The following is a 17473-nucleotide window of genomic DNA, read 5'->3' as shown; positions in this document are numbered from 1 at the left end:
TTCAGGGGGTCCATCGCCGGCCAGGGACGGGCGGCCCACGGCTGGCCGCCCTGCCCCGCCGGCGCGGGCTCGACGGCGGTCCGTCAGCGGGAGGCGCCCCGCGCGGCACGATCGACGGCATCGGCGACCGCCTTGGGCTGGGTGAGGAACGGCACGTGGCTCGCGTCCACCTCCTCGACCTGGGCGCCGATGCGTTTGGCGGTATGACGCAACAATGCCGGGTCGATCGCCTTGTCCTGCGTGGCGACGACCGCCCAGCTCGGCTTGCTCTTCCAGGCGGCCCGGGTGACCGGGGTGTCGAAGATCGCCATGTTGATCGGGACCTGCGAGTCGCGCAGGAAGGCGGCGTCCGCCTCGCTGGTGTCACCCGCGAAGCCGACCCGAAACTGCTCGAGATCGATGAATCCGAAGCCATCTTCCTGAGTCTCGATGATGAATTCCGGCGGAGCCGGTATGTCCTTGAACTGCGAGCCCGTCGATTCCCCGACGTCCGGCGCCAGGGCCGAGACGTAAACCAGCCCGGCAACCTTCGGGTCCACGCCGGCCTCGGTGATCACCGTGCCGCCGTAGGAATGGCCGACCAGCAGCGTTGGCCCGTCCTGGCGATCGAGAATCCGTTTCGTCGCGGCGACATCGTCGGCAAGCGAGGTGAGTGGGTTCTGGACGATCGTGACCCGGTATCCGCGCCCGGTCAGCTCGTCGTACACGCCGCGCCACCCCGAGCCGTCAGCGAAAGCGCCATGCACCAGCACCACGTTTCTGACGGCCTGAGCGTCGGGAATCCGCTCGGCCGAATGCGCGAAGCCGGCCGAGCTGATTACGATAGTCGCGATTACGCACAACAGTTTTTTTATCTTCATCATTCTGGTCCTCTCGCCATGTTTCGCGATAACAGTTATCGCGATAACCATAAGCTGCGACAGGGCTCATCGATTGTCAAGCGATAACATTTATCGCAATATCAGTTACCGGCAGTTCCCGACGAGCACCTCATGACCCGCAAGAAAGCCAACCCTGCTCCCGCCATGGGCGACCAGCTGTGCTACGCCATCTATTCGGCGAGCATTGCGATCCAGCGCATCTACAAACCCTTGCTCGACGAGATGGGCCTGACCTATCCGCAGTACCTCGTGCTCAACGTCCTGTGGCGAGAGGACGAGCAGACGGTTAGCGGGATCGCGGAGAAGCTGGCGCTCGAATCGAGCACCCTCACGCCGCTGCTGAAGCGGCTGGAAGCCGCAGGCCTGGTGCGCCGCACCCGAAACCCGCAAAACGAGCGCCAGGTCGTCGTTGCCCTGACCGAGCAGGGTCGCGCGCTCCAGTCCGATGCGGGCTGCCTGGGGGATTCGCTGCTGCAGGCCTCCGGCCAGTCGCCGACGGAACTGGCGGAGCTGAACAGGCACATCAGGCAGCTTCGCGATGCCATCTATTCCGGAATGGACGGCTGGAACCCGCCGCTCTGAGCATCGCACCATGAAAAAGGCCCACCGGGTGGTGGGCCTTTCGTTTCTGCTCGTCGGTTGCCGATCGCCGGCATCCGGTATCTACGGGATCGGCTCAGAGCGCCTTGAGTACCAGCTGGACGTTCAGGTAGACGTCGTCCTGGTCATTGCGGACGTTTCTGAGCGGAACGCCCATCGACACCTCGGTGGCGAGGCGGCGGTTCACTTGCCAGTTGAACCCGGCCCCGACGCTGTCGAGGGTTTCGGGCTGGCGGAACGAGGAGTCGATCTTGCCGAAGTCGTAGAAACCGAAGCCGGTGAGCGCCTGGGTGACGCGATAGTTGGCCTGGAAGTTGGCGTAGGCGCCGCCGTCGCCGGCCAGTTCGCCCTGGCGGTAGCCGCGCACGGTCGAAGCACCGCCGATCTGGAACAGCTGGCTGGACGGCACGCCTTCCTTGCGCGAGTACTGCCAGGCGCCGGCGCCGTTCAGGTACCAGTCGGCGCCGAGCGCCTGGTAGAGCTGCCAGTAGCCGGACCAGAGGTCGAAGGTTTCGCGCTCCGGGGTACCCTCCAGCTCGCTGCGGGCTTCCTGGTACCCCAGGCCGAGGCGTGCCGAGCGGCCGGGCACCAGATACAGCGCGGTCAGGTCGCCCTGGGTCGACTTGACCCGGGTTTCGTTGAGGAACACGCCGGCCACGCGGTTCTCGGTACGCTGCTCGCCGACGGTCAGCTGACCCGTGAGCAGCCAGTCGCGGTTGCTCCACAGCGGATGACTGAGGAACACCGAGCCGTTTTCCGAATCGCTCCTGGAATCGAGATCGCGGAACGGGCCGTAAACGACCCGCGCCGAACTCTTGCCCAGGCGCGCGCCGATGCGTCCGCCATAGGCGTTGAAGGGCGCGTCGTAGGACAGGCTGCCGACGCCCGAGCCCCGCGAGCCGGCGCCGAAGAAGGAGAACACGTCGTCGGCACCCAGCGCGCCATAGTGGCGGTACATGACCCCGCCGGTTTCCTCGCCGGTGGATTCGTAGCCGTGGTTGTTGACGAACAGGTCGAGGCTGTTGCGCGGCGGCTCGGTGACGTTGAGGTAGACATCGGTGAGGCCATAGCCCTTGCCCGGCTGCAGCGAGGCGGACAGCGCGCCGGCGCTCAGGCGGTTGAAGCGCGACAGTTCCTCTTCCAGGCGGCGCGGTTCGATCAGCTCGCCGGACTCGATGCCCACCCGCTGGCGGATGTACTCGGGCTTCATGTAGGTGGCGCCTTCGAGCACCAGCTCGCCGACGCGTCCCTCGACCAGCTGCACCCGCACGCGACCGCCTTCGATGCGCTGCGGCGGCAGGATCGCCCGGGCGGTGACGTAGCCCTTGTCGTCATAGAGCCGGTTGACCGCGACGATGACCTGCTGCAGCTCGGCGAAGCCGACGGTGCGCGCCAGGTAGGGCTGCACCACGGCATCGAGCTCTTCGCGCGAGAGGATGGCCGTCTCGCTGAACACCACCGATTCGAGGGTGAAGGCCACGCCGGGGTTGTCCGGCAGCTGCTGGTCGCCCACCAGCGGCACGTCCAGCACCGGCGCCTCGCCCTGCGGCAGGGCTTCCATGCGCTCGATGCGCTGCGGCTGGCGCAGCAGCTCGGAGCTGATCGCACCGGGCTGCGCGCCCGGTGGAACCGCCTGGGCCAGAGATACGGACGGCAATGCGGCCGCGCCCAGCAGCAGCGGGAGACAGGCGCTGGCGACCCGCAGGTCGCCGGCGTTGAGACGCTTACAGAGTTTCATCATCGATCTCGGTGTTCACGGCGATGGCCGCGTTGGAAAGGGTGCCCGGCAGCTGCAGCGCAGGGATGACCGGGTAGGCGGCCGCGAAGGCCTGCAGCAGGCCATTCCTGCCGGTGGACCGGTAGTCCTGGCTGAACTGCGGACGGGCCAGGTCGAAGGTCGCGTGGCCGCTGGTGACCATGTTGCGGGTGAACACGCCGCGCGACACGTCGAACCACATCGGCGCGCGCGAGCCGGTGGCGCCGCGGGCCTCGAGATCCAGGCTGAAGTCCTTCTTCGGGATGTAGTACTGGAAGTCGTGGCCGTAACGCAGGGCCGGCGTGGTGTTGTCCATCAGCGCACTGACGTGGCGGGTGGTCAGGTTCATTTCCTCGCCGATGTGGCCGCTCACCACGTTGGCGCGATGGGCGTCGGTGCGGACGTCCGCCAGGCGCGCGGCGAGTCGCTCGACGCGCACGTGCGGCGCGGCGGCGACCTGCAGCTCGACCCGGTCGGCGACCGCGCCGCCCTGGTCGGTGGCCCAGACACGCAGCGGGGTGTCCTGCAGGGTCTGGGTGACCTTGGCGCGCAGGGTCTGCGCACGCAGGTCCAGGTCCTTCGCCACCCGCACGTCGGCCAGGTCCAGGTCGGTGCTGGCGAGCACGCCGTCACCGTCGCCGACGAGGTAGGCCGAGCCGGTCAGCGCGTGCACGCGCTCGGCGCTGGCTTCGCGGTGCAGGTGCAGGCGCACGTCGCCGACCGGCGTCTGCGCGTTGAAGCGACCGGTGTCCAGGCGGACCGCGCCCTCGGTTTCGCCGATGCCGGTGGCGGCGACCAGATTCACCTGGCCCAGCGCCTCGTCGGTGGTGCGGATCACCGCACTGGGGCTGTCCATGCGGATGACGCCCTGCGCGGACGTCAGGCCGACACGGCCGTCGAGCACGCTGCCCGCCATCACCAGGTCGTTCTGCATGGCCACCACGTTGGCGCCGAGGCCGTACAGGCCGAGCGCGCCACGCTTCTGCACCACCTTGAACGGGTTGGCGTCGGTGCCGATGTAACCGGAGGTCTTGTCGTCGCCGTCCACCGCACGCAGGTTGACCAGGCCACCGTCGAAGGTGGCGTGGTCGCCCAGCGAGTGGAAGTTGCCGGCGTTGGCCACCAGGTTGGTCTCGCCCTGGACGTCGATCTTGCCGATCACCACGTCGCCGTTGATCACCACCACGTTGGCGGTGCCCGGTGCCACCAGGCGGTACACGGTCACCGGGTTGGTGCCGTCGTTGGTGACCTGGATCGGGTTGTCCGGCGAGCCGATGTTGCGACCGGCGTCGATGTACAGCCCGCCGGTGACCGCACCGGCCACGCCAGCGGCGGTCTGGTTGATCACGTCGCGCCCGGCATAGACGTACAGGGTGCCGCCCACGGTGATGTCCTTGAGGATCACGTCCTTCGAGGTGCCCACGTGGTAGTCGCCCTTGGCGTTGATGACCACCGGCTCCGCCGCCTCCACCGCCAGGTCGTAGCGCGGCTTGAGCGTGATGCGCACAGTGTTGCCGTCGACCTGCTGGGCCTCCATGGTCCCCGGCTTGGCCTGGGACAGGAAGGCCAGCAGCTGGCTCGCCGAGTAGCTGTTGCCCTCCGACGAGGACAGCTGGGTCACCGTCGGCTGGAAGGTGCCGTTGGCCTGCAGGGTGAACACCAGCATCTCCGACTCCGGCAGCGCCTGGTTCGGGTCGTTGTTCAGGCGGATCGCGCCCTGGGTGGCCGAGACGTTGGCCAGCGCGCCGGTGGACGGCCGTTCGCCCGCTGCGGCGCCGGCGTTGATCACCGTGCCGAGCATGCTCTTGTCCCAGACCGCGCCATGGGTCATCTGCGCGTACTGCTCCGAGCCGGTATCCAGGCTGTACTGGAAGCCGTCGCTGTAGGTGGTCAGCAGGCCCTGGTCGACGCCCGGGGCGCTGACCAGGAAGGCCCTGGCCTCCAGGTAGCGCGCCTTGACCGCGGCGTTGACTTCCGCATTGGTCGGCGCGCGGCCCAGGCTGGCGGCCACCTGATCGCGGAAGCGGTCCATCCCGGTGGCGGTGAGGCTGAAGCTGCCGTCGGGGTTGTTGGCCAGCTCGCGGATGGTCCAGTAGTCGCCGTAGTAGCGCTCCACCAGGTTCTCGTAGCCGTTGATGGTGCTGTCGGCATGGTTGGCGTCGGTGACGCCCATGTCCTGCCAGGTGGCGATCTTGTCCTGCAGCTGGGCGTCGTAGTCTTCCGCCTTCGGTGCCGCGCCGAGAATCTGGCCGCCGGGGGTGTTCAGTTCGACGCTGCCCAGGGTCGACTCGATGTAGCCGACGTTCATGTTGCCGACCGCCTGGGTCAGGGTGACGTTGCCGGGCGCCGAGGCGTTGATCTCGTTGCTCTGGGTGATCAGCGGCGCGTTCACGCCGCCGATCGAGCTGCCGGAGCCCGAGTGCAGGTTGAGCACGTCGCCGGAGATCGACGCACCCGCCGCATCGGCGTGCTGGTAGATGCCACCCTTGGCCCTGACGGTGACGTCGCCCGAGGCCTGGATCGCCTTGGCGTAGAAGTCGCCGCTGCTGGCCAGGAAGATGTCGCCCTGGCTGCTGGCGCTCACCGAGGCTCCCGTCACGCGCGAGTCGATGATGTTCAGCGCCTGGTCGGCACTGCCGATGCCGGACGTGGCGTTGAGCTGCAGGTCCAGGCCCTGCAGCGAGCCGCCGGCCTGCAGCAATGCGCCGCCATTGACGTCGAAGCGGCTGGTGCCGACATCGTTGCGGATGTCGCCGCCGATCAGCACGTCGGCGTTCGAATCGACCTTCAGGCGCGACTCGCTGTTGCCGACGAAGCGGATCGGGATGGCGTGGTCGGCCTTGACGCTGTTGGTGACGGTCAGCTTGATGTCGGTGGCCAGGTTGAACTGGGTGCTGTTGTCGAAACCGCCCCAGCCATTGCTGATCGCACCGTTCGAATAGACCGTGGTGTAGTCGATGTCGGCATCGGCCCACTGCATGAAGGCCTGGCCGTTGCCGGTCGGCGCACGGACCACCACGGTGCCGTCGCTCACCCGGTAGGCGTTGCCGTCCGCGGTGGCGATTTCCGAGGTCCAGGGACCGGGCTCGACGGGACCGTCGCCGCGCACGGTGGTGGCACCGGCGTAATCACGGGTGATGTGGTAGTCGTGGGTCCACTCGTAGCGTGCGCCGGTCTGCGGGTTGTAGCTGAACTCGCGACCGATGACGCTGCTCAGGCCGGCGCTGGCCAGGCCGGTGGCGCCGTTGGCGTCGTTGTACACCGAGACGCTGTCCTGGCCGGCCTGGTTGACGTACCACCAGGTCTGCGCGCGACCGTCGCCCCACGACTTGAGGGTGTCGGTGATGCGCACCACGCTCTGCCCACCGTTGCCCAGGTCGATGTCCGACAGCTGCATGCCATGGCCGGTGCTGTTGTTGATCTGGACGTCGCCGTAACCGGAGTTGACGGTGATGTTGCCCAGGGTGTTGGTGTTGATGATGTTGCCGGTCAGCGACACCGAGCCGCCGCCGGAGGCCTTGATGCGCTGCACCTGGATGCGCTGGTTGTCGACGTCCCAGTAGACCTGCGGCACGTCGTCCAGACCGTTGCCGTCGGCGATGGCATTCAGGTTGTTCAGACGTACGAGGCCGCTGGTGGCGCCGATCCCGGCGATTTCCGCGGCAGTGGCGCTGCCCAGATCCAGCGACCAGTCGGTCCGGCTGCCCACTTCGATGCCGGCGTTGACGTTGATGTTGCGGGCGTTGATCGCCAGGGCGCCGCCGACACGCAGCGCGCTCCGGGCCGAACCGGAGGTATCGGCCTGGGACAGCGCCGCACTGTTGGCGGTGTTGTAGGCGTTGAGCGCGGTATAGGACCACTGACGGGCACCGGTCTTGCCCGACCAGAAGTCATGGTCGTTGGCCGACACGTTGGCCGTGTAGATGTAATTGCCCCCGTTCAGGAACGCCCGGTTGGCCGTGTAATCGTCGGACGTTTCCCAATACTGGTCGATCGCGTTGCCGACGATGATGTGCTGGTCATGTCCGTTGCCCCGGCCGTACTGGCGGATCAGGTAGTCGTTCAGGCCGAAGCGGTCGTACTGCCCGTTGGCGTTGTAGACCACGTTGGCGGCGAACTCGGCAATCGAGTTGGGCACGCTGCGACCGCTGAGGGACGAGGGGCTCAGGCCGTCGATGACGTTCGCCCATTCGGCCTGCACCGAGGCCAGGCTCCAGTTGCGTCCCGGCAGGTTCACGAACAGGTCGCCATTGGGCACGTTCATGCTCAGCTGGTAGCTCTCGATGGTGGCGAACTGCGAGACGTTGCCCGAGACGTTGCTCAGCGAGGTGCTGCCCTTGAGGTTCTCGATGTCGCCCAGCACCAGGATGCCCGGCGCCTTGCCGGTGTTACCCGGCAGGCTGGTGTCGTAGCTGTTCTCGATGACGATCGAGGGCACGTCCGGGCGCTGGTTGGCATCGTAGTAGTCCGACTGCGAACGGCCGACCTCGGTCAGGCTGGCGCCGCTGTTGGCCACCTTGGCCGCACCACTGGAGAGGATTCTGCCGCTGCCGGCGGCCGACACCAGGATGCCGTTGGTGACCAGGTAGTCGTCCGAACTGTTGTGGATGATCACCGTCGGCGCGCCATAGGCGGCCAGCCTGGCGCCGGACTGCTGGATGCGCTCGGCGTTGACGTTGATGTCGCCGGCGCCGGCGACGATGTCGCTGATCACCAGGGTATCCACGCTGGTGCTGCCGTTGGCGCCGGCGCCCAGGGCCTGGGCGGTGCTGGCGCGCATCTGGGTGTACAGGTCGATCTGCTCGCCGAGGCGGGCGTAATCGGCCGACGCCGGGTTCAGCGTGGCGCGCTGCTGGTTCAGCGCGGCCAGGGTGGCGTCGATCTCGGCCAGCGGGCGGAACGCGTCGGTGCTGCCGGCGGCCTTGTACTGCGCGCCGATGTCGCCCAGGGCCGAGACGGTACGCAGCGTGGTGCCGTCCCAGTAGAGTTCCTGGCGGTTGGAGACGCCGGCGACCAGGTGGGTATTGGCCAGGTTCAGCGTGGCCGAGCGGTCGATCCGGCTGGAGCGGGTGGTCTGCTCGCTGGAGAACAGCGACAGGTACGGGTTCTTGCCCACGCCGCCGCCGTCGGCGGTGACGCTGCCGTTGGTGGCGACCAGGTCGATGCTGCGCACCGAGCGGACCCGGTTGTTGCTGCCGAACAGCAGGTCGTTGGTGGTGCTGGCGATGGCGTCGGCGTCGAGCACCGCGGTCACCGGGATCAGCGTGTTGTTCATCACCAGGGTGTTGGCCACGGCACGGATGTCGTTGCTCAGGTTGCCGTCGGCGCTCTGCCCGGCGCGCAGGCCGATGTTGCCGTAGGCGAGCAGGTCGGCGTTGGCGCCGAAGCGCACCAGCTGGTTGGCGACCAGGTCGATCTTCGACGAACCGCCGCCGGCGCCGACCAGGCCGTAGACGTCCACGCGGGCCTGGGTGGTGGCCCGGGTATCGCTGTAGGCGCCGACCTGCAGCAGGCCGCTGCTGCTGAGCGAGACGTCGTTGCCGAACACCACCTGGTTGGTCACGTCGACGTCCATCTCGGTGCCCGCGTAGGGCGCGGCGATGGCGCCGCCGGCGGACAGCCGGCCGGTGTCGGAGGCGCGCAGGGTGTTGTGCGCGGTCATCCGCAGGTGGCCCTTGTCGGTCACCAGCGGGCTGCCGACGGTGGCCAGGTTCACGCCGTTGCCGACCAGGATGCGGCTGTCGTCGCGGATGCTGTTATCGACCAGCACGGCACTGCCGTTGAGCACGCCGCCGGAGCCGGAATAGGCCAGCGCGCTGCCCTGGGTGATGCTGTGCGCCTCGACGTCCAGCCCCTCGACCGCCGCCAGGCTGGCGCCGTCGCGGATCAGCACGCGGGTATCGGCCGCCAGGTCGAGGTCGATGAAGGTGCCCGAGGCGCCGACCATCGCCGCCTGCAGCGAGTTGCTGTCGGCCGAATAGTCGAGGCGGTGCTCGGCGAGCACGGTGGTACGGCCGCTGAGCACGTCGGTGCTGCCCAGCACGTCCACGGTGGTGGCACTGCGGGCGTCGAGATTCAGGACCGAGGCACTGCCGGCGATCACGCCGCCGCTGCCTGCCACCGCCTCGCCGGCGATGCCGTTGCTGCCGGTCGCCGAGAGGTCGAGGGTGCCGCCCACCAGGCCGGTGGCGCCGAAGCGCACCAGCTGGCTGGCGTTGATGTCGGCGTTGCCGACGTTGGCGCCGATGGCCAGGGCACCGCCCACGGCCAGGCCGGTGGCGTCGGTCTTGATCCGGGTGGCGTCGCTGGCCCTGACACTGGCGTCGCCGCCGATCGCCAGTCGGGTGCCCTGGCCGAGCTCGGCCTGCACCAGGGTGTCGAGGTCGGCGCTGGCCACGGTGGCGTTAACGCCCAGCAGCGCACCGCCGGCGGCGCCGATGGCGCGGGCCTCGGCGCTCTGCGCGCGGCTGCGCTCGGCGCTGGCGTCCACTTCCAGCGAAGCACCGGCGAGGTTCACCGCACCGGCACCGGCCTGCACCTGGTTGTTCACCGCGGCCACCGCGACGCTGGCGCCGATGGCGGCCTTGCCCACCGCCGCGCCGATGGCGAAGGCGCGGGCCATCGGGTCGGTGCTGGCGCGGATGCCGATGGCGTTCTGCGCCAGCAGCAGGCTGCCGTCGCCGACCCAGGCGCGGGCCCGGGTGTCGTCCACCGCGGTGGCGACCACCGCGTTGCCGGCCAGCAGGATGCCGCCGCTGACGCCGACGGCGTCCACGTTGTTGCTGGAACGGGCATTGGCGTCGACGGCGATGTTGCCGGCACGCACCTGCACGTTCCGGCCCATCAGGGCCTCGGCCTGTCCGGTGGTGCTGGCGGTGGCGATGGAGGCGCCGATCGCCAGCCCGCCGAGGCTGGTGCCGACCGTCTGCGCCTTGAGCGCATGGTCGAGATTGGCCGCGACCTCGAGGGTGCCGCCGGCGGTGACCGAAGCACCGTCGAGCAGCCGCGCGGTGACCTGACTGGACTTCTGGCTGACCGCGACCGCGGCGCCGAGGCCCAGCGCCCCGCCGCCACCGGCCTGCGCATGGGCCTGGGTGACGCCGTTCTGGCCGTCGTCGGCGCTGATCGAGACGTTGCCGCCGGCCAGCAGGGTGCCGCCCAGCTCGGCCAGGCTGCGGTCGCCGACGTTGATCACCGACACGCCGCCACCGGCGCCGGCCAGGCCAGCGGCCACGCCGGCCGCCTCGCTGAGGGCATCGGTACGGTTGCTGGCGCTGACCTGCACGTTGCGGCCGGCGTCGATGACCGCGTTGCCGACCCGCGCCGCCGCCGAATAGCGGGTCGCGTCCGGCGCGGAGAGAAAGGTGTCGTTCGGGCTGACGGCCTGCTGGCGGGCGTTGATCTCGCCCTGCAGTTCGCCGGCACGGGAGAACTGGGTGCCCATCTGGCCCTTGAGGCCGGAGTTGCGGGCGGCGGCCTGCGCGCTGGCCAGGCTGCTGTCGAGGCTCTTGGTCGCCTCGGCCGAGGCCCCCGCGGCGACACTGACCACCGACACGCCGGCACCGGCGCCGACGTAGCCGCCACCGGCGGCGGCCACCGACACGGAGTCGATGTCGCGACGGTTCTCGGCGGCGATGAGGATGTCGCGGTCGGCGCCGACGTAGGCGCCGTCGCCCACGCTGGCCACCGCGCCGCTGCGCACCACCTGCACGTCGGCACCCGCGCCGACGCCGGCGACGCCGCCGACACCCGCGGTACCCAGCACGCTGGTGGTGCTCAGCGCGTCGGAGGCGTGCAGGCGCACGTCCTGCTGCGCGCCGCCGAGGTTTTCGTTGATCCGGCTGCCGGCGCCCACGGCCGCGAGGGTGCTGCCGTTGGCGACCAGCACGTTGACGGTACCGGCGACGCCGGCGGTACCGCCGCCGGCTCCGGTGAAGCCGACGGTGGTCACGTCCTGCGAGGCGCTGGCGTCGATCGCGGTCAGCCCGCTGGCGTCGATGCGCGTGGCACCGGCGGTAGAGGCCTCGGTGCTCTGCTGCAGGGTGCTGACGATCACCGTGGCGCCCACGCCGGCCACGCCACCACCGGCGATGCCGCCGGCGACGATGTCGAGGTCGTTGTCGGCATCGGCGGCGATCTGCACGCCGCCACCGGTGCTGGTCAGCACGCCGTCGGTGACCTTGCTGCGCACGCTGCCATCGAGGGTGGTGACGGCCACCGAGCCGTTGACGCCGGCGGTGCCGCCGATGGCGGCGCCCACCACCACGGCGTTGAGGTCGTGGGTCGCGCGCGCGTTCAGGCCCAGTGCGCCGGCGGCGGCGATGCTCGCGCCGTTGACCAGGGCCTGGGTGTCGTGGTCGAGAATGTTGGTGGTCACGGAAGCGCCGACGCCGGCGGTGCCGCCACCCGCGCCGGCACCGTTGCCGGTGGTGACGCGGGTGTGGTGGTAGGCGCCGACCTGGGCCGCGCCCTCGCTGCTCAGGCGGGCGCCGCCGCTGACCTCGGCCAGGGTGCTGCCGCCCACCAGGTTGGTGGTGACGGCACCGGCCACGCCGGTGTTGCCACCGACGCCGACGCTGGCGGCCACGGTGTCCACCTCGTCGGTGCTGCTGGCGATCACCGCGATGCCGCTTACGTTCTGGGTCAGGGTGCGGTCGCGCAGGTCGCTGCCGGTGTTGCCGCTCAGCGCGCCGTTGTCCACCGCGACGCCGCTGCCGAGGCCCTTGGCGTGCAGGTTGGCGCCGCCGGTGACCCGCGCGGCGGTGCTGCCTTCGAGCTGGTTCACCGCCACCGCGCCGGACAGGCCGACGCTGGACAGGCCGACGCCCAGGGCGCCGGCGACGGTTTCGATGTCGCTGTCCGAGCGCGCGGCGAGCAGCAGGCTGCCGTCGCTGTCGAGCACCGCGCCCTGAGCGATCTCGGCGAGGGTGGCGCCGCCGACCCTGTTCACCGCGACCGAACCGGCGACGCCGGTGGCGTTGCCCGCACCGACGCCGGCGGCCAGGGACTGCAGCTGCTGGTCGCGCAGCGCGCTGACGCGCAGCAGATCGCCGGCCTTCAGGTTGCCGCCCAGGGCCGCGGCATGGACCAGGCCGGAAATGTCGTTGTAGGAACCGGCGATGCCGACGCCGGCGCCGTTGCCGCCGAATGCCAGGGCACCGGTCAGGCTGCGGATCAGCGAATGGTCGCGGGCATCCACCCGCAGGGTGCCGGCGCTGTCGAGGTCGGCGTCGATCACCCGGGCGCTGGCCTGGTTGTCGATGGTGTTGATGGCGATGGAACCGGCCACCGCGGAGGAACGCGCGGCCACGGCGCCGCCGGCGACCAGCGCATTGATGTCGCTGCTCTGCTCGGCGGCGACCAGGATGCTGCCGGCGTCGGCCTGGCTGTTCAGGATCTCGGCTGCGACCCGATCGCTGACGGTGTTGTAGCCGAAGGCCGCGCCCATCGCGCCGTCGTTGCCGATGGCGGCCGAGCCGGAGGCGGTCCAGATGCTGCTGTCGTTGCCGGCCTGCACCGCCAGCGCGCCGCCGACCAGCAGGTTGCGGCTGTCGCGCACGGCGGCGGTGGTGTCGTGGTCGACCTGGTTGATGGCCACCGAGCCGTCGAAGGCGTACCGGTTGGAGTAGCCCATGGCCGCGGCGACGGAGACCAGGTCCGCTTCGCTGTGGGCGCTCACCTGCAGGTCGCCGTTGGTGTCCAGGCCGCGCAGGTTCTCGACCAGCGCCTCGGTGGCGCCGCCGATCTCGTTGATCGACAGGCCCGCGCCGACCCCGGCCTTGCCGCCGAAGCTGGCCGCGCCGGCCACGGCGTGGATGGTCGAACTGTCGTCGGCGCTCACCGTGACGCCGTCGCGGGCGCTGAGGTTGCCGTCGGCCAGGCGCGCACGGGTGGTGGCGTCGATGGCGTTGACGCTCACCGAGCCGGCCACCTGATAGCTGGAGGCCGAGGCGCTGGCGGACACGCCGGCGGAAATCGACAGGGCATCGGCGTCGTTCCTGGCCGTGACCTCGACGCGCCGTGCGTCGACGCTGCCGTTGGCGGCCAGTTCGGCCTCCACCTCGGCATTGATGGTGTTCTGGGTGTAGGCGCCGGCCAGGCCGACGCCGTTGCCGGTGTTGCGCGACACCGAAGCGCCGCCGGCGATGGCGTGCTGGGCGCTGTCGTCGCGGGCGCTGACGGTGACGCTGTCGGCCGCGACGTCGAGATCGTCGGCCACGCGCGCCGAGACGCGGTTGTCCACCAGGTTCACCGCCGCCGAACCGGAGACGTTGATGCCGAAGGCGCCGGTGCCCTCGCGCGATTGCGCCGCGCCCGAAGTGCTGGGCGCGGGCGGCGCGGTCATGGCGACCGACAGCGCGTAGTTGCCGAGGCGGCCGGCGCTGCCGGCATCGACCACCAGCGCGCCGTCGGCGGACGTGCGGCCCGGGGCCTTGTCGCTGTCGCGGCTGCCCAGCCAGGCTTCGGTGGTGCGGTCGAAATCGTGCACCCCGGCGGCCACGCCGGCGGCGCGGCTGGAGGAGCTCACCACGCCACCGGTGATGGTCAGGCCGTCGGTCTCGTCACGGGCGGAGACGCGCAGGTCGCCGCCGACGTCCGGGGTGGCCACCAGCAGCAGGTTGGCGCCGTCGTCGATGCCGGCGCGGGTGAGGTTGGTCAGCGTCGAGACCGCCACCGAGCCGCTCAGCGCATTGGTGCCCCCCTTGGAACCGCCGACCGCGTAGTTGAGCAGGTCGACGTCGGTGACCGCCTCGACGTTCAGCGCGTTGGCGTACAGGTTGACCGCGCCGAGGGTGGCCTCGGCGGTATTGGTGTAGCGGCCGACGATCACGCCAGCGCCGAAGCCGTTCTTGCCGCCTTCGTTGTTGAACAGCATCGGGTCGGCGGCGACGTTGATCATCTGCGACTCGGTGCGTGCCGAGACGTCGACGGTCTGTGCCTGGCCGCGGTAGGCCGCGTCCTGGTTGACGTTCACGCCATCGGCGACGTCCACCTTGGCGGTCAGCCCGACGTTGTTGATGTCGACCATGCCGCTCAGGGTGGTGCCGTCGTCCTTCGCGCCTTCGCCGGACACGGCGGTGGCGGCGTTGACCCAGGTGCTGAAGCTCTGGCCTTCGTTGATGGTGGCCAGGAAGTCGCCGAGGTTGTCGCTGTCGAAGGCCTTGATCAGGTTCGACAGGCGGCTCTGGTCGACCCAGGGCAGGCTGGCCTTGGCGTTGAGGCCGAGGGCCTCCAGCGCATCGAGCTCGGCGCCCGGGCGCACGCTCAGCACGGCGCTGTTGTCCTGGTCGCTGATCAGGATGGCGACGCCGACGCCGTTCTTCTTGCCGGTGCTTTCGGTGCTGAAGTCGAACGGCTTCTCGGCGTTCTTGCTGTCGGAGATGGTGGCCGAGACCTGCGAATCCAGCAGGTCGGTGACCTCGGCGGAGAGGTTGGCGTTCTGCCCGGCCTTGACCTTGGCCTGGCCACCGACGTTCACCAGCGCCTGGTTGTCGTGGTTGACGTAGGCCAGGGCGCCGGCGGCGCCGAGCTCGTCGAGGAAGCCCTTGGTCGGTGCGGGCTGCTCGCCGGCGCCCTCTTCCTTCTTCTTCTCTTCCTCCACGGCTTTTTTAAGCAGGGTCTTCATCAGCTCCTTGATGCCGTCGCTGACCTTGCCCTGCAGCAGCTCCTTCGGGTCCTCGCCGGCTTCGCCGATCTTTTCCTCGAGGGTGGAGACGATCTTGTTCTCGTCGCCGAGCAGCACCGCCGCTTCGTGGTGGTTGGACTGGGTGTCGACCATCGCCGTCAGGTTGGCGTCGCGGCCGGCTTCCAGGGTGCCGTTGAAATCGTTGCGCGCCTGCAGGTCGGACAGCGCCACCAGCACCGCGATGCCGATGGAGCCATCGGTGTCACCGGCGCTGGCGCTGACGTCGAACACCTTCACCTGCTCGGCGCTCACCGTGGCATCGAAGGCCGCCTTGATCAGGCTGCCGTTGCCCACGGTGGTGGTCGCGCGGCCCTTCACGTGGGACACGTTGGCCGTCAGGGTGACCGGCAGGCCTTCCAGGGCGCCGGCCTCGACGCTGGTTTCCACCGTGCTGTCGGACTGGCTCTTGAGCTCGACGCTGCCGCCGAGCGACTCGATGCGCACGTTCTGCCCGACGTTGAGCTGGGCGTCGCTGCGGGTCACCGAAACCACCGCGCCCACCGGCAGTTCGCCGACTTCAGCCTGGGCATTGGTGGCGGCATGGGCGGCGATGGTCACGTCGTCGCTGGCGATGAGGGTCACGCGGTCGCCGATGTCGACGCGCGCCTCGGCCTTGAGCACCTGTACCGAGGCCAGCAGGCCGGTGCTGGCCAGGTTATCGAGCACGCCGGCGAAGAAGCCGTCGTCCTCGGCGTTGGGGTCGGTCACGCCGGCTTCCGCCAGCATCTGGCTCTGCTCTTCCAGCTCATCGTCGGAGAGCACCTTGGCGATGGGGCGCCCCTGGGCGTCCACGCCGTTGTACAGCGCATCGCTGGAGAGGGCGTCGGTCAGCGCGGTGGAGGCTTCGGCGATCAGGGTGACCTGGCCGCCGCGAAGCTCGCTGTCCGCGCCGACGAGGATCTCGGCCTTGTTGCTGCCCACGCCGACCTGGATGCCGGGGGTGAGCATGGCTCCTTCGGCGGCCTGGGCCTTGAGGGTGATGTCGCCGGCCTTGAACGCATCGGTGTTGGTGTGCGCGTAGAGCTTGGCGCCCTCGCCCAGCGCGATGGTCGGCGCTTCGAGGGTGATGCTGCCGGAGTCGCCGATGGACACCGCGTCGCGGTGCTCGGTCTGGCTGGCGCTCTGGTAGTTGGCGATATCGCGGGTGGAGATCATCACGCCATCGGCGAGGTCGATGCGCTTGGAGGCCTGCAGGGTGTAGTTGGTCCCGCCCAGGCGCTGGTCCTGGCTGACCAGGATCTCTTCCGGGTCGATCAGCACGTGGCCGGCGGCGCCGCCCTTGCCGGCGCTGGCCTCCAGGCTGCCGCCCCAGGTGACGGTCTTGTCGGCCGACAGCTCGACGAAGCCGCCGTCGCCAGTTTCGCCGGCATTGGCCGCGACCACGCCACCCTTGGCCAGGCTGCTCTGCTGCTTGGCCTTGATCACCACCGAGCCGCCGTCGGAGCCGGCGCCCTGTCCGGACGCGGAGACCCGCGCGGTCTGCGCCAGGTCGATGTTGCGACCGGCACGAATCTCGATATCGCCCGCGGCATGCCCGGCGGCACCATCGGCCACCACCTGGCCGCCGACCTTCACGTCGTTGCCGGCGACGATGACGATCTCGCCGTTGGCCTCGACCAGCGCGCCACCGCTCTGCAGGTCGCCGATGTTCACCAGCTGCTCGATGCGCGGCAGCGCCTGGCGGCCGGCGGTGAGCTGCGCGCCAGTCTCGATGCCGACGTCCTGCGCGGTGAGGGTGATGGCGCCGGTGGCGTTGACCTGGCCACGAATGGACACCAGGCCGCTTTCCGACAGCGGGACGTTGCCGGCCTTGAGCTGCTCCACCGCCTGGGCGTTGATCTGCCCGTCGGCACCGAGCATGCGCTCGAGGAAGGCCGAATCCGGGGTCGACACGCTCAGCGAGCCGACGTTGATCACGCCGGATTCGCCCACGACCATGCCGTGCGGGTTGGCGAAGTAGATGTCGCCGCCGATCTGGCCGTTCTGGTAACCGTTGAGGATGCCGTTGATCTCGCTGCGCTGGTCGCGAACGATGTTGATCAGCGCCTTGGCCGAGTCGGGCACGTGCAGGTTGGCCACGTCGCCCTTGTCCACGTCGAAGCGGGAGAAGGAGTTGAAGCCGTTGCCGTTCCTGATCGTCGAGGTGTGGACGTCCGTGACGTTGCCGGTCTGCGTCACGCTGGTGGCCGTCCGCCCGTCCGTCACGATGCCCTGCGCGTACAGCGCGGGGCTGCCGAGCAGCGCGCCTATCGCCACGATGCCGGCGCTACGGGCCGCTTTCGCAGACTTCGCCGATTTGGTCTTGCCCTGGCGCGTGGTGTGCTCTCCGACTACCTGCCAGACGCCTTTGGCATGGTTCCAGATCGTGCGATAGACATGATTCATGAGGGACTGCTCAATAACTACGAAGAAGAAAAGCGACGACTGAAGGCTTTCGTGGCATGGGCCACGACTCGAAGTGCTCAACCGCCACGGACATCCATTGCCGATCCGAAACCTGGCTGAAACGCAGACGGCCGCCGTCGAACGCACCAGGCTCCGCATTGCATC

The 17473-nt window shown here is 69.5% G+C and carries 4 protein-coding genes; 1 reads left to right on the top strand and 3 read right to left on the bottom strand.

The window, feature by feature from the left end:
- Positions 1-83: 83 nt before the first annotated feature.
- The gene (locus tag DN824_RS01760; RefSeq protein WP_206666155.1) at positions 84-863 is read right to left on the bottom strand and encodes an alpha/beta fold hydrolase; all 780 of its coding nucleotides are present in this window, start codon (positions 861-863) and stop codon (positions 84-86) included.
- A 129-nt stretch (positions 864-992) separates the two neighbouring features.
- On the opposite strand from DN824_RS01760, the gene DN824_RS01755 reads away from it, so the two are divergent.
- Positions 993-1463, top strand: a complete 471-nt coding sequence (locus DN824_RS01755; protein ID WP_138406673.1) for a MarR family winged helix-turn-helix transcriptional regulator — start codon at positions 993-995, stop codon at positions 1461-1463.
- A gap of 94 nt (positions 1464-1557) precedes the next feature.
- On the opposite strand, the gene DN824_RS01750 is transcribed toward DN824_RS01755, so the two are convergent.
- Positions 1558-3219: a ShlB/FhaC/HecB family hemolysin secretion/activation protein gene (locus tag DN824_RS01750; protein WP_138406672.1), complete on the bottom strand. Its 1662-nt coding sequence runs from the start codon at positions 3217-3219 to the stop codon at positions 1558-1560.
- Positions 3206-17308 (bottom strand): leukotoxin LktA family filamentous adhesin, encoded by a 14103-nt coding sequence (locus DN824_RS01745; protein ID WP_158295363.1) that lies wholly within the window; start codon positions 17306-17308, stop codon positions 3206-3208. The genes DN824_RS01750 and DN824_RS01745 overlap by 14 nt, the downstream gene beginning before the upstream one ends.
- Positions 17309-17473 lie beyond the last annotated feature (165 nt).

Origin of the sequence: Stutzerimonas nosocomialis, assembly GCF_005876855.1 — a bacterium.
Lineage (GTDB): Bacteria > Pseudomonadota > Gammaproteobacteria > Pseudomonadales > Pseudomonadaceae > Stutzerimonas > Stutzerimonas nosocomialis.
This window is presented reverse-complemented; position numbering and strand designations above follow the sequence as displayed.

Coding starts and splice junctions, on each gene's coding strand:
- DN824_RS01755 (WP_138406673.1), top strand. CDS start 993: ATGACCCGCAAGAAAGCCAACCCTGCTCCCGCCATGGGCGACCAGCTG.
- DN824_RS01750 (WP_138406672.1), bottom strand. CDS start 3,219: ATGAAACTCTGTAAGCGTCTCAACGCCGGCGACCTGCGGGTCGCCAGC.
- DN824_RS01760 (WP_206666155.1), bottom strand. CDS start 863: ATGATGAAGATAAAAAAACTGTTGTGCGTAATCGCGACTATCGTAATC.
- DN824_RS01745 (WP_158295363.1), bottom strand. CDS start 17,308: ATGAATCATGTCTATCGCACGATCTGGAACCATGCCAAAGGCGTCTGG.